At 68.7% G+C, this 19,276-nt stretch carries 19 protein-coding genes; 16 read left to right on the top strand and 3 right to left on the bottom strand.

All coding sequences use genetic code 11. The features are described from left to right. Positions 1-22 precede the first annotated feature (22 nt). The 7 genes from mshA (at position 23) to ACY466_RS18025 (ending at position 8,296) form a co-directional block, all read left to right on the top strand. Positions 23-1,396, top strand: a complete 1,374-nt coding sequence (gene mshA / locus ACY466_RS18055) for a D-inositol-3-phosphate glycosyltransferase (protein ID WP_463252348.1) — start codon at positions 23-25, stop codon at positions 1,394-1,396. 68 nt (positions 1,397-1,464) lie between these two features. Next, positions 1,465-1,998, top strand: coding sequence for a type III secretion system chaperone family protein (locus ACY466_RS18050; RefSeq protein WP_463252347.1), 534 nt, complete (start codon positions 1,465-1,467; stop codon positions 1,996-1,998). Between the two features lie 147 nt (positions 1,999-2,145). Next, positions 2,146-3,744 (top strand): AMP-binding protein, encoded by a 1,599-nt coding sequence (locus tag ACY466_RS18045; RefSeq protein ID WP_463247311.1) that lies wholly within the window; start codon positions 2,146-2,148, stop codon positions 3,742-3,744. A 258-nt stretch (positions 3,745-4,002) separates the two neighbouring features. Then, a complete protein-coding gene (locus ACY466_RS18040) occupies positions 4,003-5,475 on the top strand; it encodes a carboxylesterase/lipase family protein (protein WP_463247307.1) in 1,473 nt (490 codons plus the stop codon). A 97-nt stretch (positions 5,476-5,572) separates the two neighbouring features. Further along, entirely contained in the window at positions 5,573-6,328 is a 756-nt protein-coding gene (locus ACY466_RS18035) for a phosphoglyceromutase (RefSeq protein ID WP_463247304.1), read from the top strand. A 104-nt stretch (positions 6,329-6,432) separates the two neighbouring features. Beyond that, complete coding sequence (locus ACY466_RS18030) at positions 6,433-7,593, top strand: sensor histidine kinase (RefSeq protein ID WP_463247301.1); 1,161 nt, start codon at positions 6,433-6,435, stop codon at positions 7,591-7,593. 19 nt (positions 7,594-7,612) lie between these two features. Next, positions 7,613-8,296: a winged helix-turn-helix domain-containing protein gene (locus ACY466_RS18025; protein WP_463247298.1), complete on the top strand. Its 684-nt coding sequence runs from the start codon at positions 7,613-7,615 to the stop codon at positions 8,294-8,296. 1 nt (position 8,297) lies between these two features. On the opposite strand, the gene ACY466_RS18020 is transcribed toward ACY466_RS18025, so the two are convergent. Beyond that, the gene (locus tag ACY466_RS18020) at positions 8,298-9,098 is read right to left on the bottom strand and encodes a hypothetical protein (protein WP_463252346.1); all 801 of its coding nucleotides are present in this window, start codon (positions 9,096-9,098) and stop codon (positions 8,298-8,300) included. 79 nt (positions 9,099-9,177) lie between these two features. Here ACY466_RS18020 and ACY466_RS18015 point away from each other — a divergent pair, with 79 nt between their 5' ends. The 9 genes from ACY466_RS18015 (at position 9,178) to ACY466_RS17975 (ending at position 16,665) form a co-directional block, all read left to right on the top strand. Further along, positions 9,178-10,134 (top strand): Ppx/GppA family phosphatase, encoded by a 957-nt coding sequence (locus ACY466_RS18015; protein ID WP_463247295.1) that lies wholly within the window; start codon positions 9,178-9,180, stop codon positions 10,132-10,134. Further along, on the top strand, positions 10,131-11,144 hold the full coding sequence (locus ACY466_RS18010; protein WP_463247293.1) for a hypothetical protein: 1,014 nt from the start codon (positions 10,131-10,133) through the stop codon (positions 11,142-11,144). Before ACY466_RS18015 ends, ACY466_RS18010 begins: the two co-directional genes overlap by 4 nt. Beyond that, on the top strand, positions 11,141-12,004 hold the full coding sequence (locus ACY466_RS18005) for a sugar phosphate isomerase/epimerase family protein (RefSeq protein ID WP_463247290.1): 864 nt from the start codon (positions 11,141-11,143) through the stop codon (positions 12,002-12,004). The genes ACY466_RS18010 and ACY466_RS18005 overlap by 4 nt, the downstream gene beginning before the upstream one ends. Continuing rightward, positions 12,001-12,804, top strand: coding sequence for a thioesterase family protein (locus ACY466_RS18000; RefSeq protein WP_463247286.1), 804 nt, complete (start codon positions 12,001-12,003; stop codon positions 12,802-12,804). The genes ACY466_RS18005 and ACY466_RS18000 overlap by 4 nt, the downstream gene beginning before the upstream one ends. 25 nt (positions 12,805-12,829) lie before the next feature. Then, a complete protein-coding gene (gene proC, locus ACY466_RS17995) occupies positions 12,830-13,645 on the top strand; it encodes a pyrroline-5-carboxylate reductase (RefSeq protein ID WP_463247282.1) in 816 nt (271 codons plus the stop codon). A 124-nt stretch (positions 13,646-13,769) separates the two neighbouring features. After that, positions 13,770-14,018, top strand: coding sequence for a helix-turn-helix domain-containing protein (locus ACY466_RS17990; RefSeq protein WP_463247277.1), 249 nt, complete (start codon positions 13,770-13,772; stop codon positions 14,016-14,018). A gap of 191 nt (positions 14,019-14,209) precedes the next feature. Then, positions 14,210-14,311 (top strand): 30S ribosomal protein bS22, encoded by a 102-nt coding sequence (locus ACY466_RS17985; RefSeq protein ID WP_003402602.1) that lies wholly within the window; start codon positions 14,210-14,212, stop codon positions 14,309-14,311. A gap of 217 nt (positions 14,312-14,528) precedes the next feature. Beyond that, positions 14,529-15,638, top strand: coding sequence for an NAD-dependent epimerase/dehydratase family protein (locus ACY466_RS17980; protein WP_463247273.1), 1,110 nt, complete (start codon positions 14,529-14,531; stop codon positions 15,636-15,638). After that, a complete protein-coding gene (locus tag ACY466_RS17975) occupies positions 15,631-16,665 on the top strand; it encodes a lysophospholipid acyltransferase family protein (protein WP_463247270.1) in 1,035 nt (344 codons plus the stop codon). The genes ACY466_RS17980 and ACY466_RS17975 overlap by 8 nt, the downstream gene beginning before the upstream one ends. Positions 16,666-16,774: 109 nt before the next feature. Here ACY466_RS17975 and ACY466_RS17970 read toward each other — a convergent pair whose 3' ends face one another. Then, a complete protein-coding gene (locus ACY466_RS17970; protein WP_463247266.1) occupies positions 16,775-18,268 on the bottom strand; it encodes a phytoene desaturase family protein in 1,494 nt (497 codons plus the stop codon). After that, on the bottom strand, positions 18,265-19,191 hold the full coding sequence (locus tag ACY466_RS17965; protein ID WP_463252345.1) for an HAD family hydrolase: 927 nt from the start codon (positions 19,189-19,191) through the stop codon (positions 18,265-18,267). The genes ACY466_RS17970 and ACY466_RS17965 overlap by 4 nt, the downstream gene beginning before the upstream one ends. Between the last annotated feature and the right edge of the window lie 85 nt (positions 19,192-19,276).

Raw genomic sequence — 19,276 nt, 5'->3', positions numbered from 1 at the left:
GGACCGCAGATCGAGCGGCTCGATTCGGACAGGGCAGACTGGAAAGGTGGTCCGCCATAACAGCCCGCACCGGATAGCCGTGCTGTCTCTGCACACGTCGCCGTTGGCGCAGCCGGGAACCGGCGACGCCGGGGGCATGAACGTCTACGTTCTGCAGTCCGCGCTGCAACTCGCGGCGCGGGGCGTCGAGGTGGAGATCTTCACGCGTGCGACGTCGTCCAAGGACGATCCGGTGATCGAGGCCGCGCCCGGCGTCACCGTGCGCAACGTCGAGGCGGGCCCGTTCGAGGGGCTCGACAAACACGATCTGCCCACCCAGCTCTGCGCGTTCGCGGCCGGCGTGCTGCGCGAGGAAGCGCGTCGGGAACCCGGGTACTACGCCATGATCCATTCCCACTACTGGCTCTCCGGCCAGGTCGGGTGGCTGGCCCGCGACCGGTGGCGGGTGCCGTTGGTCCACACCGCACACACCCTCGCGGCGGTGAAGAACCTGTCCGTCGCGGCGGGGGACACCCCCGAACCCGCAGCCCGACGCATCGGGGAGAAGCAGGTCGTCGAAGAGGCGGACCGGCTCACCGCCAACACCGCCGACGAGGCGTCGGCGCTGATGGACCTGTACGGCGCACCCGAGGACAAGATCGACATCGTCGCTCCCGGTGCGGACCTGCGCGTCTTCCGGCCCGGGGATCGGCCCGCCGCGCGGCGGTCGCTCGGTATCGAGGACGACGAGATGGTGGTGACCTTCGTCGGGCGCATCCAACCGCTCAAGGCGCCCGACGTTCTCATCGCGGCCGCCGCCGAACTCCACGCCCGCGAGCCGGGGCTTCCCCTGCGCGTCCTGGTGGTCGGCGGACCGTCGGGTACGGGCGTGGAGCGTCCCGACGCCCTCATCGACCTGACCCGACGCCTGGGCATCGACGCCCTCGTGGACTTCCTGCCACCGCAGCCGCCGGAACGGCTCGCCGACATCTACCGGGCGTCGGACATGGTGGCGGTGCCGAGTTACTCGGAGTCGTTCGGCCTCGTCGCGATCGAGGCGCAGGCCTGCGGGACACCGGTGGTCGCGGCCGACGTCGGTGGGCTCGGCGTCGCCGTCCGCGCCGACGAGACCGGCCTGCTGGTGCGCGGGCACGACATCGCCGACTGGGCGAACGCGCTGAGAACGCTGGCGATCGATTCTCGTCTTCGCGCCCGGATGGCGTCGAATGCCTCGCAGCACGCCGAGAACTTCTCGTGGGAGCACACCGCGGACGCACTTCTGGACACGTACGAACGCGCCGCATGGCGTTTCGGCCGGACCGATTCGGGCGATTCCCGTCCCACGGGCGAGTTCTCGCCCCGCAGGCCGCGAGGACTGTGGCGACTCCGACGGACAGGAACGGTACGAGCGCTGTGAGTGCGAACGACGACATTCCGACCGACGACATTCCGACCGGTGATTCCGTTGCCGGCAACCGGGTTCCGATCTCCGAGACCGTGGAGCTGATCGCCGGGGTGTTGGCCGACCGCGAACTCGACCACTACCGCCCCAAGCCCGAGCAGTTCGTCGTCGATCTGCCGGGCGAGCGCAAGCTCAAGACCACGACGCTGCTGACCGTCGGCAACCACGGCCTGCGGATCGAGGCGTTCGTCTGCCGCAAGCCCGACGAGAACTTCGAGGGCGTCTACCGATACCTGTTGCGGCGCAACCGCCGTCTGTACGGGGTGCACTACACGATCGACAAGGTCGGCGACATCTACCTCGTCGGGCGGATGTCCACGCACTCGGTGACCGGCGACGAACTCGATCGTGTCCTCGGTCAGGTGCTCGAGGCCGCCGACGGTGACTTCAACATTCTGCTGGAACTCGGCTTCGCGGAATCCATTCGTCGGGAATGGAAGTGGCGCGTTTCTCGGGGCGAGTCGCTGCACAACCTGAAGGCGTTCGAGCACCTCGTGGAGGACGGCGACGGCGAGTCGACATCGGTGTGGCCCGGAACGGGCGCTCGCCGCTCCTGACCGGGTCCGGGGTCCGGTGAATCGGACATGGACAGGTACTCTCGTACCTGTTGTGACGCCAATCACCCGTCGTGTAAGTGTGAATGGCCGACACAGTATTGTTCACTGTGTCGTCCACATCACCGGCGCCGTCGATAAAGGAGCCCCATGAGTTTCCGCAGTCCGTATCCCGATGTCGAGATCCCCGAGTCCAACGTCTACGACTTTCTTTTCGGGAACCTGAGCGACGAGCAGCTCGCCCGTCCCGCACTCGTCGACGGGTCCTCCGGCGCCGTGACCGACTACCGGACCCTCGTCGCCCAGATCAACGGTGTCGCCGGCGCTCTCGCCGAGCGCGGCATCGAGGTCGGCGACGTCGTCGCGCTGCACTCGCCGAACGTCCCCGCCTTCGCGTCGGTGTTCCACGGAATTCTGCGCGCCGGAGCCACGGCCACCACCATCAACGCCCTGTACAACGCCGAGGACATCGCGAAGCAGCTGACGGACTCGAAGGCGAAGATGCTCTTCACCGTCTCGCCGCTGCTCGCCCAGGCCAAGGCCGCGGCCGAGCAGGTCGGTATCCCCGCGGACAAGGTCGTCGTGCTCGACGGCGCCGAGGGGCACCCGTCGTTGAAGGATCTGTTGACGCAGGGCGCCTCGGCGCCGGACGTGACGTTCGATCCGGCCACCCACCTCGCGGTGCTGCCCTACTCGTCCGGCACCACCGGTCGCCCCAAGGGCGTCATGCTGACGCACCGCAACCTCGTGGCCAACGTGTCGCAGATTCACGAGAACATGGGGGCCGATCATGACGACGTCCTCCTCGCCGTGCTGCCGTTCTTCCACATCTACGGCATGACCGTGCTGCTCAACCTCGGTCTCAAGGTCGGCGCGTCGCTGGTGACGATGCCGAAGTTCGATCTGGTCCAGTTCCTCGAGCTGATCGCCGAGAAGAAGATCACCTACGTCTTCATCGCCCCGCCGGTCGCCGTCGCCCTGGCCAAGCACCCGTTGGTGGACAACTACGACACCTCCAGTGTTCGCATGGTCTTCTCCGGTGCCGCGCCCCTCGACGAGAACCTGGGCAAGGCGGTCGCCGCGCGACTGAACACCAAGGTGCGTCAGGGCTACGGCATGAGCGAGCTCAGCCCGGTCTCGCACTCCATCCCCGCCGACGGCGACGACATGCCGCTCAGCAGCGTCGGTGTCCCCGTCTCGAACACCGAGAACAAGATCGTCGATCCGTCCACGGGCGAGGAGGTCGCGTACCCGGCCGAGGGCTCCGACGAGGTCAGCGTGTCCGGCGAGCTGTGGGTGAAGGGGCCGAACGTGATGGTCGGCTACCTGGAGAACCCGCAGGCCACCGCGGACACCCTCGATTCCGACGGGTACCTGCACACCGGTGACATGGCCGTGGTCGACGGCAAGGGCCGCGTCACGATCGTGGACCGGCTCAAGGAGCTCATCAAGTACAAGGGCTACCAGGTGCCGCCCGCCGAACTCGAGGCGCTGCTCCTCACCCACCCGCAGATCGCCGACGCCGCCGTCATCGGGGTGCTCGACGACGAGGGCGAAGAGGTGCCGAAGGCGTTCGTCGTGCTGCAGCAGGGAGCCGAGCTCAGCGAGGACGACGTCATGACCTTCGTGTCCGAGAAGGTGTCGCCGCACAAGAAGGTGCGCAAGGTGCAGTTCATCGACACGGTGCCGAAGTCGGCGGCCGGCAAGATTCTGCGCAAGGACCTGCGGACGGCCGAGAAGGCTCAGTAGCGGTTCGGTCCGCACTGCTCGATCTGCACTGCTTGCTCGTACCGAACACCCTCTCCAGCGTGCTGGAGGGGGTGTTCGCGTTGGAGAGGGTGTGCGGATCGGGTGGGCGCCCCCGCCCCACCGCCCCGCGCACCCAGCAGCGCTTCGCCCACCGTGCACGGTGCGCGTGCCGCTGGACGGTGCGCGAAATACGGTGCAGCCGCATCGAAGCCGAGGATTCTGCCGCAGCCCGCGCCCCTCGCACGGTAGTAATGAGTCATGGACACGATCACCGTCGACACCCCCCGAGGCCAGGTACGCGGACGCACCGAGAACGGGGTCGAGTCGTTCCTGGGAATCCCCTACGCGCAGGCTCCGTTCGGCTCCCTCCGGTTCCAGGCGCCCGCACCCGTGCCGGCGTGGGACGGTGTGCGCGACGCACTCGAGCTCGGCGCCACCGTGCCCAAGGTCGGTTACCGTCCGCCGACGAGCGAGCTCCTCGCCGAACCGATCGTCGACGGCACCGACTGCCTCAACGTCAACGTCTTCACGCCCGACGCGAACGGCTCGGCACCCGTGTTCGTGTGGATCCACGGCGGCGCATTCGTCAACGGCAGCAACGCCGTTCCCGCCTACGACGGCACGGCGTTCGCGCGCGACGGCATCGTCGCCGTGGTGATCAACTACCGACTGGGGGTCGACGGGTTCGCGCAGATCCAGGGCGCACCGGCCAACCGCGGGATGCTCGATCAGGTCGCCGCGCTGGAGTGGGTGCGCGAGAACATCGCGTCGTTCGGGGGTGATCCCGGGGCGGTCACCATCGCCGGTGAATCGGCCGGGGCGATGAGCGTCGGGACCCTGATGTCGATGCCGCGCGCCGAGGGGCTGTTTCGTCGCGCCATCCTGCAGAGCGGCGCGGGACACCACGTGATCACCACCGAGACCGCCGCGAAAGTGGCTGCGGCGCTCGCGGAGTCGCTCGGTGTCGACGCCACCGTCGACGGTCTCGGCTCGGTGCCGGTCGACACGCTCGTCGAGGCCCAGCGCGCTCTGTCCGACCGGATCTCCGTCGAGGCGTCGTCGGGTGCATGGGGTGAACTCGCGCTCAACGTGATGGCCTTCGAGCCGTGCGTCGACGGTGACGTGGTACCCGCACTCCCGATCGCGCGCATCGCCGAGGGCGCCGGATCCGACATCGACGTGATGATCGGAACCACCAGCGAGGAGCACGCGTTCTTCATCGTGCCCGCGGGTCTGGTCCCGCACATCACCGAGGACTATCTGCATCGCACGTTGGCGGGATACGGCGTCGACCCGTCGTCGCTCGAGGCCTACCGCGCCCAGCTTCCCGACGCGTCCGCGGGCGAGCTGATGATCGCCATCATGACGGACTGGTTCTTCCGCGTGCCGGCGGTGCGGTTCGTCGAGGCGCGCGGGGGCGGTGATCACGTGTACGAGTTCACCTGGCGCTCAACGCTGTTCGACGGCAACCTCGGCGCGTGTCATGCCCTGGAGATCCCGTTCGTGTTCGACGTGCTGGACAAACCGGAAACCGCGCTCATCACCGGTCCGAACCCGCCGCAGCCCATCGCCGACGACATGCATCGGGCGTGGGTCGACTTCGTGCGGGACGGCGATCCCGGCTGGGCGCCCTACGGCCGTGAGCGAACGGTGAAGATGTTCGGCACCGAGCCCGCGGTGGTGGACGATCCACGGCCGGGGACACGTGAGGTGTGGACCGGGGTGCGGTGATTCGACGAGAGCCGAACCGCTTCCCGCGAGCCCCACGACGGGCCCGGCGCTCGGTTCGACTCTCGTCGAGCGCCGAAACCGTGAGAAACTGACCGCCATGAGCATCGGAACCCTGATTCTTCTCCGCCACGGCGAGAGCGAATGGAACGCGTCGAACCAGTTCACCGGATGGGTGGACGTACGCCTCACCGAGAAGGGCGAGGCCGAGGGCACGCGCGCCGGCGAACTGCTGGTGCAGGAGGGTGTGCTCCCCGATCTGCTGTTCACCTCCATGCTCCGCCGCGCGATCAGCACCGCGAACCTCGCGCTCGACGCCGCCGACAGGCACTGGATCCCCGTCGTCCGCGACTGGCGCCTCAACGAGCGGCACTACGGCGCGCTGCAGGGGCTGGACAAGGCAGCGACCAAGGAGAAGTTCGGCGAGGAGCAGTTCATGCTCTGGCGCCGCAGCTACGACACCCCGCCGCCGCCCATCGAGGCCGGCTCCGACTACAGCCAGGACGCGGATCCGCGGTACGACGACATCGACGCCGTCCCGCTCACCGAGTGCCTGAAGGACGTCGTCGACCGGTTCATCCCGTACTACGAGAGCACCATCGTCCCGGAGCTGAAGCAGGGCAAGAACGTGATGATCGCGGCGCACGGCAACTCGCTGCGCGCGCTGGTGAAGTACCTCGACGACATCTCCGATTCCGAGATCGCCGCCCTCAACATCCCCACCGGCATCCCGCTGCAGTACGACCTGGAGGAGTCGGGCGACAAGCTCGTCCCGACGGTCAAGGGCGGCACCTACCTCGACCCCGAGGCCGCCGCCGCGGGCGCCGCGGCCGTGGCGAACCAGGGCAAGAAGTAACGGCGGGTAAACGCGATGCGAACGCGTGCCCGACGCGCGGTGACGGCCCGGAAAACGCGCCTACCGTGCGTCGACACGCGTTCTGCTGACCGTACGATTCCCTCGTGACCGTCGCGACCGTAGTGCTCATCGCCGCTGTCGCGGCGGTGGGTGGCTACGTCGTCGGGGCGGTGCTGATCCCCTACCTGAACTCGCGACACCGGCAGCGCCAGAGTCAGGAATCGGGTCTGACGATGTCGCAGGTGCTCGATCTGATCATCCTGTCGTCGCAGAGCGGGATCGCGGTCGTCGACCAGTTCCACGACGTCGTCCTGTTCAACCCGCGGGCGGAGGAGCTGGGCCTGGTCAAGCACCGCTCGCTCGACGACCGAGCGTGGAAGGCCGCGACCCGGGTGCTCGAGACGGGGACGAGCGTCGACGTCGATCTGACGGTTCTCGACCAGCGCGGGAGGCCCGGCTTCGCCGTCAAGGGCACGGCGCAGCTGCTGAGCCAGGAGGATCGCCGGTTCGTCGTCCTGTTCGCGGACGACGACTCCGAACAGGTACGGATGGAAGCGACGCGTCGGGATTTCGTGGCCAACGTCAGCCACGAACTCAAGACGCCGGTCGGGGCGATCGGGTTGTTGGCCGAGGCGCTCCTCGAATCCAAGGACGATCCGGAATCGGTGCAGCACTTCGGCGAACGCATGCTCGGCGAATCGACCCGGCTCGGCAGCATGGTCAGCGAGCTCATCGCCCTCTCCCGCCTGCAGGGTGCGGAGAAGCTTCCCGATCTCGACGTGGTCGACGTGGACACCGTCGTCAAGAACGCCCTGCAGCGGTCCGAGCTCAAGGCCGACGTCGCGGGCATCACGGTCACCAGTGACCGCCCCAGCGGCCTCGAGGTCATCGGCGAGCAGACCCTGCTGGTCACGGCCCTGTCCAACCTGGTGGAGAACGCCATCGCGTACTCGCCACAGGGCTCGCCGGTCTCGGTCACCCGGTCCATCCGTGACGAGAACGGCGCCCCGGTGGTGGCCTTCTCGGTCACCGACCGCGGGATCGGTATCGCGAAGCAGGACCAGGAGCGCGTCTTCGAGCGCTTCTTCCGCGTCGACAAGGCGCGATCCCGAGCGACGGGCGGAACCGGACTCGGTCTCGCCATCGCCAAACACGTTGCCGCCAACCACAACGGCCGCATCGAGCTGTGGAGCAAGCCCGGAACGGGCTCGACCTTCACGCTGTTGATTCCTGCTCACATCGAGGACGACGGAGACCCGTCGTGAACAACCGAAAGGCACTCACGTGACGAGCGTTCTCATCGTCGAAGACGAGGAATCGTTGGCGGACCCGTTGGCGTTCCTGCTCCGCAAGGAAGGGTTCGAGGCGACGATCGTCGGCGACGGCCCGTCCGCGCTGGCCGAGTTCGACCGGGTGGGCGCCGACATCGTCCTGCTCGACCTCATGCTCCCCGGTATGAGCGGCACCGACGTCTGCAAGCATCTGCGCAGTCGCTCCGGTGTACCCGTCATCATGGTGACGGCGCGCGACAGCGAGATCGACAAGGTGGTGGGCCTCGAACTCGGAGCCGACGACTACGTCACCAAGCCCTATTCGGCCCGTGAGCTCATCGCGCGCATCCGGGCGGTCCTGCGCCGCGGATCCGACGCCGAGGAGATCGAGGACTCGTCGATCCTCGAGGCCGGGCCGGTGCGCATGGACGTCGAGCGCCACGTGGTGATGGTCGGCGGACAGCAGATCACGTTGCCGCTCAAGGAGTTCGATCTCCTCGAGTACCTGCTCCGCAACTCCGGTCGCGTGCTCACCCGCGGGCAGCTGATCGACCGGGTGTGGGGCGCGGACTACGTGGGCGACACCAAGACGCTCGACGTGCACGTCAAGCGGTTGCGGTCGAAGATCGAGGACGATCCGGCCAAGCCGGTGCATCTGGTCACCGTGCGCGGATTGGGCTACAAGCTCGAGGAGTGAGCTAGGTGCGCTGCGCCTGCCGCGTCGCCGGGTGCACCGCGATCAGCCCGAGCCCCTGCCGGCGGCGGCACAGCGCGGCCAGCACGGTGTAGACGTCGGCACCGAGCAGTTCACGTAGCTCGGGTTCGTACGATTGCCACACCGGCTTCGACCCCACGTGGGCGTCGGGGGACGCGGTGCAGTACCAACTCAGATCGGCGCCGCCCTCGCCCCACCCTCGCCGGTCGTACTCGCCGAGCACCGTCTCGAGCACCTCGACGCCGTCCGGACGCGTGACCCATTCCTGGGTGCGCCGGATGGGGAGCTGCCAGCACACGTCCGGCTTCACCTCGAGCGGCTCGATGCCCTTGCGCAACGCCATCCGGTGCAGTGCGCACCCGATACCGCCGGCGAATCCGGGGCGGTTCAGGAAGATGCAGGCACCCTTGTACTTGCGGGTGCGCAGCGCCTGCTCGTTCTCGAGCTCGTCGACCTCGACGAACCCCTTCTTGCCCAGGCCCTTGTCCATCAGCTGCCAGTCGTCCGCGGTCAGCAGTTCGACCGATGCCTTCAGTTTGTCGTGGTCCTCGTCGTCGGAGAGGAACGCGCCGTGGGAGCAACACCCGTCGTCGGGCCGATCGGGGACGGTTCCCTGGCAGGCCGGGGTGCCGAACACGCAGGTCCAGCTCGAGAGCAACCACGTGAAGTCGGCACGGATCACGTGCTCGGCGTTCGTGGGATCGACGAACTCGACCCACTCGCGCGGGAAGTCCGGCGCGACCTCGGGAGCGGGGTCCAGTTTGTGGGTCGCCACGGGTTCCAGAACGTCCGCGGGTCGTTCCGGCGCGGCCGGTTTCGCACGTGTCACAGTGCACGACGCTAGACCCAGTACGGTATTCGATGTGCGCCTAGGGGTTCTGGATGTCGGAAGCAACACCGTCCATCTGCTCGTGGTCGACGCCCATCGCGGCGGACACCCGACGCCGATGAGCTCCACCAAGGCTGCCCTGCGCCTGGCGGAGAACACCGACGACGACGGGGACATCACGGTCGCGGGCGCCGATCGACTGGTGCGCACGGTGGCGGACTTCGCGTCCATCGCCACGTCGTCGGGCTGCGGGGAGATGATGGCCTTCGCCACCTCTGCCGTGCGCGACGCCCGCAACTCCGACGCGGTCCTCGGCCGCGTGCGCGACGAAACCGGCGTCAGCCTGCAGGTGCTCTCCGGTGAGGACGAGTCCCGGCTGACCTTCCTGGCGGTTCGACGATGGTTCGGGTGGAGCGCCGGGCGCATCCTCGACCTGGACATCGGCGGTGGCTCCCTCGAACTGAGCACCGGGATCGACGAGAACCCGGATGTCGCGATGTCGCTGCAACTCGGTGCCGGACGGCTCACGCGGGACTGGCTCGCGGAGGATCCGCCCGGGAAGCGTCGGGTCGCGGTCCTGCGGGACTGGCTCGACGCGGAGCTGGTGGAACCGGCGCGCAAGGTCCTCGAACCGGGCGTCCCCGACCGCACGGTGGGAACGTCGAAGACCTTCCGTTCGTTGGCCAGGCTGACGGGAGCGGCACCCTCCGCAGCAGGTCCGCGCGTGGTGAGAACGCTCACGTCCGACGGGTTGCGCCAGGTCATCGCGTTCATCTCGCGGATGACATCGGCGGACCGTGCAGAATTGGAAGGGGTGAGTGCGGATCGATCGCGGCAGATGGTTGCCGGCGCGCTGGTCGCGGAAGCGAGCATGCGAGCACTGAAGATCGATTCGCTCGAGATTTGCCCGTGGGCTCTGCGCGAGGGTTTGATCCTGCGCAAGCTCGATACGGAATCGTTCGGCGAAGTGGTGGGATCGAAGCAACTATGAGCGACGACAACAGCAACGAGGACACCCAGCAGGTGTCCGTCGCGGAATTGCTCGCGCGCAACGGCGCCAAGGTGGGCAACCAGTCCGGTGGGCGACGCCGCCGCGGAATGGCCGGCGGCATCTCGGTCGCCGAACTGACCGGTGAGATCCCGGTGGTCGAGGACTCTCCGACCGCCGACGCTCCGGCGGCGAAGACCGAGACCCCGAAGCCCGAGACCCCGAAGCCCGACGCGCCGAAGTCCGAGACCCCGAAGCCCGAGACCCCGAAGCCCGAGACCCCGAAGCCCCGGGCCACCGAGGCCGCCCGACGCCCATCCGCCCCGGCCCGCCCGACCCCCGCCTTCGGTAGTTCGCGCACGGTCGAGCCGGAACCCGCGCTGTTCTCGGGCGCGCCGTCCGTGGCGGTCGACCGGTTGCGCGCATCGACGGATCGGTCGGCGGACACCGAGGTCGTCGAGAAGCCGTCGGCGACGACCGTCGAGAAGCCGGCAGCGACGCCTGCGGAGAAGACCGCGGAAAAGACCGTCGAGGAGCCCGCGGCGACGTCGGCCGACACCCGCGACGTCGACGCCTCGTCCGAGACCACGGTCCTGACCCCGGTCACCGCGGACGACGAGGCGGTCACCACCGAAACCGCCGTCGTGACCGACGCCGACACCCCCGCCACCGACACCCCCGACACCGACACCCACGACACCGACACCCACGACACTGCCGAGCCCGCCCGCCCGGCCGGCTCCAAGCGCAGCCCCATCAAGCAGTGGCTGTCGCTGTTCGCGCAGGGCGCCGTGGCGATCGTGCTCGGCGCGTTCCTGTTCAAGGGCTTCGAGCGGCTGTGGGAGATGCTGCCGTGGGTGGCGCTGGTGCTCGCATTCTTCGTGATCGTCGGGCTGGTCGCCGTGGTTCGGGTGCTCCGCCGCACCGACGACATCGTCTCGATTCTCCTCGCCGTTCTGGTCGGTGGGTTCGTCACCCTCGGCCCGCTCGCCTTCATGCTCAGCACGACTTGAGTACCGCGCGCGTCTCCGTCGGGCTCTCGACGGCCTCGGTCTACCCGCAGAACACCGAATCGGCGTTCCGGTACGCCGCGGAACTGGGGTTCGACGGTATCGAGCTGATGGTGTGGGCCGAGCCGGTGAGCCAGGACGTGGGTGCGGTGAAGGCACTCAGCCGGGAGTACTCGGTGCCGGTGCTCGCGGTCCACGCACCGTGCCTGTTGATCACCCAACGGATCTGGGGTTCGGATCCGGTGGCCAAGCTGACTCGCTCGGTGCACGCGGCCGAGACGCTCGGTGCCGGGACCGTCGTCGTGCACCCGCCGTTCCGCTGGCAGAAGGAGTACGCGGACGGGTTTCCGGACCAGACCGCGCAGCTCGAGGACGACAACGAGGGCGTCGTGGTCGCCGTCGAGAACATGTTCCCCATCCGTGCGGACCGGGTGTTCGGGGCCGGATCCGGATCGGTCAAGCGGCTCATGAAGCGCGGCGGCCCGGGGCTGGCGGTGTCGGCGTTCACGCCGTCCTACGACCCCACGGACGCCGGCCACCGGCACTACACGCTGGACTTCTCCCACACCGCGACGTCGGGAGTCGATCCCGTCGAGTTGTCCCGTCGGATGGGCGAGGGACTGGCCCATCTGCACCTGGCCGACGGCCGCGGGGCGTCGGTCGACGAGCACCTGGTCCCCGGTGACGGAACGCAGCCCATCGCCGAGGTGTGCCGGGAACTGCTCGATCGCGGGTTCGCCGGGCAGGCCGTGCTCGAGATCAACACCCAGAACGCGCGCTCGGCCGAGAACCGATCGACCGCTCTGGAGCGCTCGTTGGCGTTCGCTCGTACGCACCTCACCCCCGGCGGCGTGCCGCGGTGAGCGATGCGTTCGACCGGTTGATCGCTCTGCGTTCCGTGGGTGTCGACGCGTTCGAGGCCACGATCGACGCCACCTGGACCATCGGTCCCAAGGTCCACGGCGGCGCGATGATGAGTGTCTGCGCCGCCGCCGCGACCGCGCGGGTGGCGACCGACCCCGACCCCGCGGTCCTGTCTCCGCTCGCGGTGAGCGCGAATTACCTGGCGGCACCTGACCCCGGCGAGGTCGCCGTGACCGCCGTGGTGCGCAAACGGGGCCGTCGAGTGGTGGTCGTGGACACGACCCTGTCCCAGAACGGGGTCGATGCGGTCCACGCCGTCGTCACCCTGGGTCTGCCCGACGCCGCCGGGTCTCGGTACGTGGAACCGTCGACGGCGGCGTCGATGCCCGTCGAACCACCCGCGTCGGCTCCGCGCGTGGGCGACGAGGACTCGATCGTGAACGTGGCGTCGGGCTGCGAGATGGTCATGGCGAACGACGGTGCCGACGGGGGACACGGCCTGTGGATCAGACCCGCGCACGGCGACGCGACCGATCCGTCGACCGCAGCGCTGTTCGCGATCATGGCGGGGGACATCGGACCACCGGCCACGATGGATCACGGCATCGACGGGTGGGCGCCGACGGTACAACTCACCGCATACCTGCGCCGGATCCCGGAGCCCGGCTGGCTCCGGGTGCGGTCGTCGAGCACGCTGATCGGGGAGGTGTGGTTCGAGGAGGACCACACCGTCGTCGACTCCTCCGGCGCGGTCGTGGTGCAGACGCGGCAGCTCGCGATGGTGCCTCGCACGTCCTGAAATCGGTCATGGCAGGCTTGCACTCATGACGAGAATTGCGGTGATCGGCGGCGGCCGGATCGGTGAAGCGTTGATCGCGGGCCTGATCGAGGGCGGATTGAGCACCGGGCACGTCGTGTTGTCCGAGAAGAACCCGGCTCGCGCCACGGCGGTCGCCCAACAGTTCGGAGTGCGGGCCACGAGCGTGTCCGACGCCGTGGAGTCGTCCGACGTCATCGTCGTGGCCGTGAAGCCCGGCGACGTGGACTCGGTCATCACCCAGATCTCCAAGGCGGACCTCGACGGGGAACGCGAGAAGATTCTGGTGTCGATGGCCGCGGGGGTCCCCACCGGCCGATTCGAGCCGAAGATGCCCGCAGGCACGCCGGTGGTACGCGTGATGCCGAATACGCCGATGCTCGTCGGCGAGGCCATGTGCGTGCTCTCGCCGGGCCGGCACGCGCGGTCCGAGCACGTCGAACTCGTGCGGAAACTGCTCGGCACCGTCGGCAAGGTCGCGGTCGTGGCGGAGTCGCAGATCGACGCGGTGACGGCGGTGTCGGGGTCCGGTCCCGCGTATTTCTTCTTGATGGCCGAGGCCATGGTGGACGCCGCGGTGGCCCAGGGATTGGCTCGTGACATCGCCACGATGCTGGTGATACAAACGATGGTGGGGTCGGCGGCGATGCTGGATCGCTCCGACGAGAGCGCCACGGAGCTGCGCGCCGGTGTGACTTCTCCGGGTGGTACCACGGCGGCAGCGTTGGCGACGATGGAGCGAAACGGCTTCCGAGCAGCGGTTCTCGACGCTGTCGACGCCGCGGCGGCCCGCAGCGCCGCGCTGGGTTCGTCGTCCGAATGAATACCGATTACCCCCACCCGTCGCACAAGTCACTCGAGTCCCGCTAAGCTCCACACAGCACGTGCGTGTCTGTACCGCCGGAGGGGAAGCCGGCGGCACGGACGTGCCGGAGGTAAGTGGATAAATGGAATCTGTGAACAAGCCGTCCGGGTCGAATTCGAAGAATTCGCCCGGTGACGGCCGACAAGGCGTGTCCGAAACGCAATTCATGACCGTCGCCGAGGTGGCGTCGTTGATGAGGGTGTCCAAGATGACCGTCTATCGCCTGATCAAGGGCGGCGAACTGCCTGCTGTGCGGGTGGGACGCTCGTTCCGAGTGCATGCGAAGGCGGTGCACGACTACTTGGAGACCTCCTACTTCGACGCGGGCTGACGGACGGGCGGCGTAATGGGTGCGATTTAGTCGAGCGCTCTCTCTGTGGGTATGATCGGTGATGAGTCGCGCGAGCGGGGCAGCACCTGCTCTGCTGTGCGCCGGAACCGCCCAGAAGAAGCCGCACCGAAGCTTTCGGTTCGCGGAGTAGTCGAAGAAGACGAAGACGAAAGAACGCGAGGGACACCCGCATGGGTTCAGTGATCAAGAAGCGTCGCAAGCGCATGTCGAAGAAGAAGCACCGCAAGTTGCTTCGTCGCACCCGCGTTCAGCGTAGGAAATTGGGCAAATAAGCTTCGGCCCGAAGCACGACACGTCGCCTTCGGGCGTCCTGCCCGTCACCGAAGGTGGCGGGCAGACGTGTGTGCGGAGGGATCTTCGCTCACCCGTGAGCCGGGTGTGCAGGGTGAGAAAGCAGCCGGTACGGCCCGTGGGGGGTGCTTCGGTGGAGAGTCGGCGGCCCGCTCGGGTTCGTGACACCATGGTCGGACACGACGGTGAGGGGATCCGGTGAGCGACAGCGACGACGGACGCGGCACGCCTCGCGTCGTCCTGGTGACGGGAGCCAGCCGGTTCCTCGGCGGATATCTGACGATGCGCCTCGCCCAGAATCCCGACGTCGAGCGGGTCATCGCGGTGGACGCCGTGGCCCCGACCAAGGACATGATCCGACGGATGGGTCGCGCCGAATTCGTGCGCGCCGACATTCGAAATCCGTTGATCGGCAAAGTCATTCGCAACGCCGGGGTCGACACCGTGGTGCATGCGTCGCTCATCTCCCGCCCGCCCGGCGGCGGCGGACGCACCGTCATGAAGGACCTCAACGTCCTCGGAGCGATGCAGCTGTTCGCGGTGTGCCAGAAATCGCCGACGGTGCGCCGCGTCGTGTTGCGCTCCTCCACCGCCGTCTACGGCTGCAGCGCCAAGGATCCCGCGCTCTTCACCGAGGAGATGGCGGCGAGAACCCGGCTACGCGGCGCCTTCGCGCGCGACACCATGGAGACCGAGGGGTACGCGCGCGGGCTGAGTCGCCGCCGGCCCGACATCGACGTCACCATCGTGCGCAACGCCCCGATGATCGGCCCGCGGCTCAATGGCACCGTCTCGCGTTACCTCACCTCGCCCGTGATCCCCACCGTCTTCGGTCGGGACGCCCGGATGCAGCTGCTGCACGAGGAGGATGCGCTGTCCGCCCTCGAGCGGGCCACCGTGTCCGGCCCGGCCGGCACGTTCAACATCGCCGCCGACGGCGTCATCATGCTCTCCCAGGCCATCCGCCGGGCGGGCCGCGTGGAGCTGCCGGTGCCGTTCTCGCTGTTCAAGACCACCGGTCAGGCCGTGATGGGATCGCTCATGCGCGGCCTGTCCACCGAACAGCTCGAGTACTTCGACTTCGGCTGCGGCGTGGACAACACCCGAATGAAGAACGTTCTCGGCTTCACCCCGCGATGGACGACGGTCCAGGCGTTCGACGATTTCGTCCGCGGTGTCTCGCTGAGCCCCGTCGTTCGGTCCGAATGGGTCGATGCCCTCGAATCCCGCGTGATCTCACTGTTGGGGGAGCGCCGGCCCGCGGCGCCCGCGTTGGTACCGGTGCCTACCGGGGGAAGGAGTGAGTGACGTGGCGAAAGTGATTCAGCTGCACGGTAAGTCGTCCGATCGCCCGCTTCCGTCCATGGCGGCCAGCCATCCCGACGAGGTCCGAGGCCGTCACCCGTCCTCGTACGCCGACGCGGCCGAACCCGTCACCGCGGTGGAGCCGGTCACCGGAGACGGCTTCTCGTCGATCCTCGAACAGGTACGACGCACCCTGGTGGATCAGGTCGCCGGGTCGGCCGACTTCCTGCGGACCCGGATGGCCGGCGACTACGAGGTCGACGAGTTCGGATACGACCCCCACTTCGCCGACAACATCTGGCTTCCCGCTCTGCGGCCGCTGTTCGACAAGTGGTTCCGTGTCGAGATCCGCGGCATCGAGAACGTGCCGGCCGACGGCGGCGCCCTCGTCGTGTCGAACCATGCCGGCGTCATTCCGCTCGACGGGCTGATGGCGACCGTCGCGATGCGCGATCACCATCCGCAGAAACGCGCGCTGAGGTTGCTCGCGGCCGACCTCGCATTCGAGATGCCCGTCGCCGGCGTCGTCGCCCGCCGCGCCGGACACACCCTGGCGTGCCAGCCCGACGCCGAGCGCCTGCTCCGTAAGGGCGAGGTGGTCGGCGTCTTCCCGGAAGGCTTCAAGGGGATCGGCAAGCCGTTCAGCGAGCGGTACAAGCTGCAGCGCTTCGGCCGCGGCGGCTTCGTCTCGGCCGCGCTGCGCACACAGACGCCGATCATTCCGTGCTCCATCGTGGGGTCGGAGGAGATCTATCCCAAGATCGGTGACCTGACGACGCTCGCGCGGGTGCTGGGAATGCCGTACTTCCCGGTGACGCCGCTCTTCCCGCATTTCGGGCCGCTCGGACTGATTCCGATGCCGTCCAAGTGGATCATCGAGTTCGGCGAGCCCATCGACACCAGCTCGTACGAACCGTCCGCGGCCGACGATCCGATGGAACTCTTCGAGGTCACCGACCGCGTGCGCGAGACCATTCAGCAGACGCTGTACCGGTTGCTCGCGCGTCGGCGGAACGTGTTTCTGGGCTGACGCGGGTCGGCGCCCCGCCGCTCGCGCACCGTCCAGCGCTCTGCGCACGCTGCACGGTGCGCAAGACGCTGCAGGGTGCGCGGGGGAGGGCGCAGTCCAGGACTCGCGCTCAGCCCACCAACCCGTCCACGATCTGCGCGGACAGGGTGACCAGCGGCAGACCACCACCGGGGTGCGACGACCCTCCGACCAGGAACAGTCCGGGCACCGGGGTGCGGTTGGCCGGGCGCAGGAAGGCCGCGGCCGCACCGTTGGACGAGGTGCCGTAGATCGAGCCGCCCGGTGTCATGGTGCGGCGCTGGAGATCCGCCGGGCTGATGATCTCGCGCCACAGCACGCGTCCGCGGACGTCGACGCCGCGCTCGGCCATGATGTCGAGGATCCGATCGGCGTAGCTCTCGGCCAGACCGGGTGCGTCCCAGTCCACCAGTGAGCGCGACCCGGTGCCGTGCCGTGCGGCGTTGACCAGGACGAACCACGCCTCGCTGTCGCCGTCCGGGACCAGGGCGGGATCGTCGGGTGCACTCACGTAGACGGTGGGGGACGCGGCCGGGTGCGCGGGCCGGGTGCGGGTGCCGAACACGGCGTCGAACTCGTCGTCGTAGTTCTCGGGGAACAGCACGCGGTGGTGCGGGGTGGTCTCGTCGCGACCGCGCAGCGCCACCAGCACCACGAACCCCGACAACGACGCGGTGGTGGCCGACAGCCGGCGTCGAGCGAGGGCCGTGCCGCGACCGGCGGACGCGGGCAGCAACGATCGGTAGACCTGCTCCGCGTCGGCGTTGGCCACGACCAGATCGGCGGGGACGAATCCCGTCGACGTGCGCACTCCCGTCACACCGTGCGCGGCGGTCTCGATGCCGAGCACCTCGACGCCGGTACGAATCTCTGCACCCAGACTCGTTGCTCGAGAGGCGATCTCGTCGGCGATGCGGTGCAGTCCGCCGGGGACGTGCCACGAACCCCACCGCTGCTCCACGTGCGGAACGGTGGCCAGCGCCGCCGGCGCCCGGCGCGGATCCGAGCCGGTGTAGGTGGCGTAGCGATCGAGCATCATCGCCAGGCGCGGGTCGGTCAGATACCGGCTGCCGAGTCCGCGCAGCGACTGCCACGGCGCGATGTTCTTCAGATCGCCGACACGTCGGGACAGGGACAGGAGCTCACGGGGACCGATGGGGGACTCGAGGAACGCGTCGTGCGTGGCGTCCCAGATCCGTTCCGCGCGAGCGGCGAACGCGGACCACTGCGCGCCGCGTCCCGCCCCGAGGGCGGCGTCGAGGGCCGCGGGGATGTCGGCTTCGCGTCCCGGGAGGTCGAGGACGACGCCGTCGGGGAAGCGGTACCGGCACGCCACCTCGAGCCGCTCGAACGCCAGGTCGGAGGGCCCGCCCGTCTCGGCGAAGAGAGCGTCGAACACATGGGGCATCGTGACCAGCGACGGGCCGGTGTCGAACACGAAACCGTCGCGCTCGAACGTCCCCAGTTTTCCGCCGAGGGTGGCCGCCTGCTCGAGAACCGTGACCGCGAAGCCGCGGTGGGCCAGCCGGGCCGCGGTGGCGAGGCCGCCGACTCCCGCGCCGACGACGACGACGCGTCGGGTCATGGATTCCGACGGCCGAGCACGGCGGCGACTCCGCCGCCGACGGCGCCGAGCGCGAGGGCGGTGGGCACGCCGATCTTCGCGGCCTTGCGTCCGGTGCGGAAATCTCGCACCTCCCAGCCGCGGTTCTTGGCGAGCTCGCGGAGGTCCGCGTCGGGGTTGACGGCGACGGCGGTTCCCACGAGGGAGAGCATCGGGACGTCGTTGTGACTGTCCGAGTAGGCGGTGCATCGACGCAGGTCCAGGCCCTCGCGGACGGCCAGGGTGCGGACGGCGTGCGCCTTGCCGCGCCCGTGGAGGATGTCGCCGACCAGGCGGCCGGTGAAGACGCCGTCGACGCTCTCGGCGACGGTCCCGAGCGCGCCCGTGAAGCCCAGCCGCTTGGCGATGATCGACGCCAGTTCCACGGGGGTGGCCGTGACCAGCCACACCTGCTGCCCGGCGTCGAGGTGCATCTGCGCCAGGGCGCGCGTGCCGGCCCAGATGCGGTCCGCGATCACCTCGTCGTAGATCTCCTCGCCCAGCCGGACGATCTCGGCCGTCGAGCGGCCCTCCACGAAGGACAGGGCCTTCTCGCGGCCCGTGCTCACGTCACCCAGGTTCTCCTTGCCGCTGACGCGGAACTTGATCTGCTGCCAGGCGAACTCCCGGACGTCGGCGGTGGTGAAGTACTTGCGGGCCGCGAGGCCGCGCGCGAAGTGGATGATCGAGGCGCCCTGCACCATCGTGTTGTCCACGTCGAAGAAGGCGGCGGCGGTGAGGTCTCGCGGGACGGAGCTGGGGCGATCGTCCTCCGACCCGCCGTTCTCGGCCTGCAGCGCGATCGCGGCGTCGGCGCTGGCCTCGCCGGCCAGGGTGGCGCGGAGCTGGGCCGCCGTGGGCCCGAGGGGATTGCGGATGCGGCGACGGGTCCGGGACGCATCCATCTTCTCCGGCGACATCGATTCGTCGGACATGCGCACCTCCCCATCTGTTCCGACCCGCACGCACGAGCCGTGTCCGACCCACCCT

It is taken from the genome of Rhodococcus sp. K11/5, assembly GCF_055193735.1.
The sequence above is the reverse complement of the archived record's forward strand: the minus strand, read 5'-3'. Positions and strand labels throughout refer to the sequence as shown.

Excerpts from the sequence above, each read along its gene's own strand:
- ACY466_RS18010 (WP_463247293.1), top strand. The coding sequence starts at position 10,131 with ATGAGCGACGACAACAGCAACGAGGACACCCAGCAGGTGTCCGTCGCG.
- ACY466_RS17985 (WP_003402602.1), top strand. The coding sequence starts at position 14,210 with ATGGGTTCAGTGATCAAGAAGCGTCGCAAGCGCATGTCGAAGAAGAAG.
- ACY466_RS17990 (WP_463247277.1), top strand. The coding sequence starts at position 13,770 with ATGGAATCTGTGAACAAGCCGTCCGGGTCGAATTCGAAGAATTCGCCC.
- ACY466_RS17970 (WP_463247266.1), bottom strand. The coding sequence starts at position 18,268 with ATGACCCGACGCGTCGTCGTCGTCGGCGCGGGAGTCGGCGGCCTCGCC.
- ACY466_RS17965 (WP_463252345.1), bottom strand. The coding sequence starts at position 19,191 with ATGGATGCGTCCCGGACCCGTCGCCGCATCCGCAATCCCCTCGGGCCC.
- ACY466_RS18045 (WP_463247311.1), top strand. The coding sequence starts at position 2,146 with ATGAGTTTCCGCAGTCCGTATCCCGATGTCGAGATCCCCGAGTCCAAC.
- proC (WP_463247282.1), top strand. The coding sequence starts at position 12,830 with ATGACGAGAATTGCGGTGATCGGCGGCGGCCGGATCGGTGAAGCGTTG.
- ACY466_RS18035 (WP_463247304.1), top strand. The coding sequence starts at position 5,573 with ATGAGCATCGGAACCCTGATTCTTCTCCGCCACGGCGAGAGCGAATGG.
- ACY466_RS18040 (WP_463247307.1), top strand. The coding sequence starts at position 4,003 with ATGGACACGATCACCGTCGACACCCCCCGAGGCCAGGTACGCGGACGC.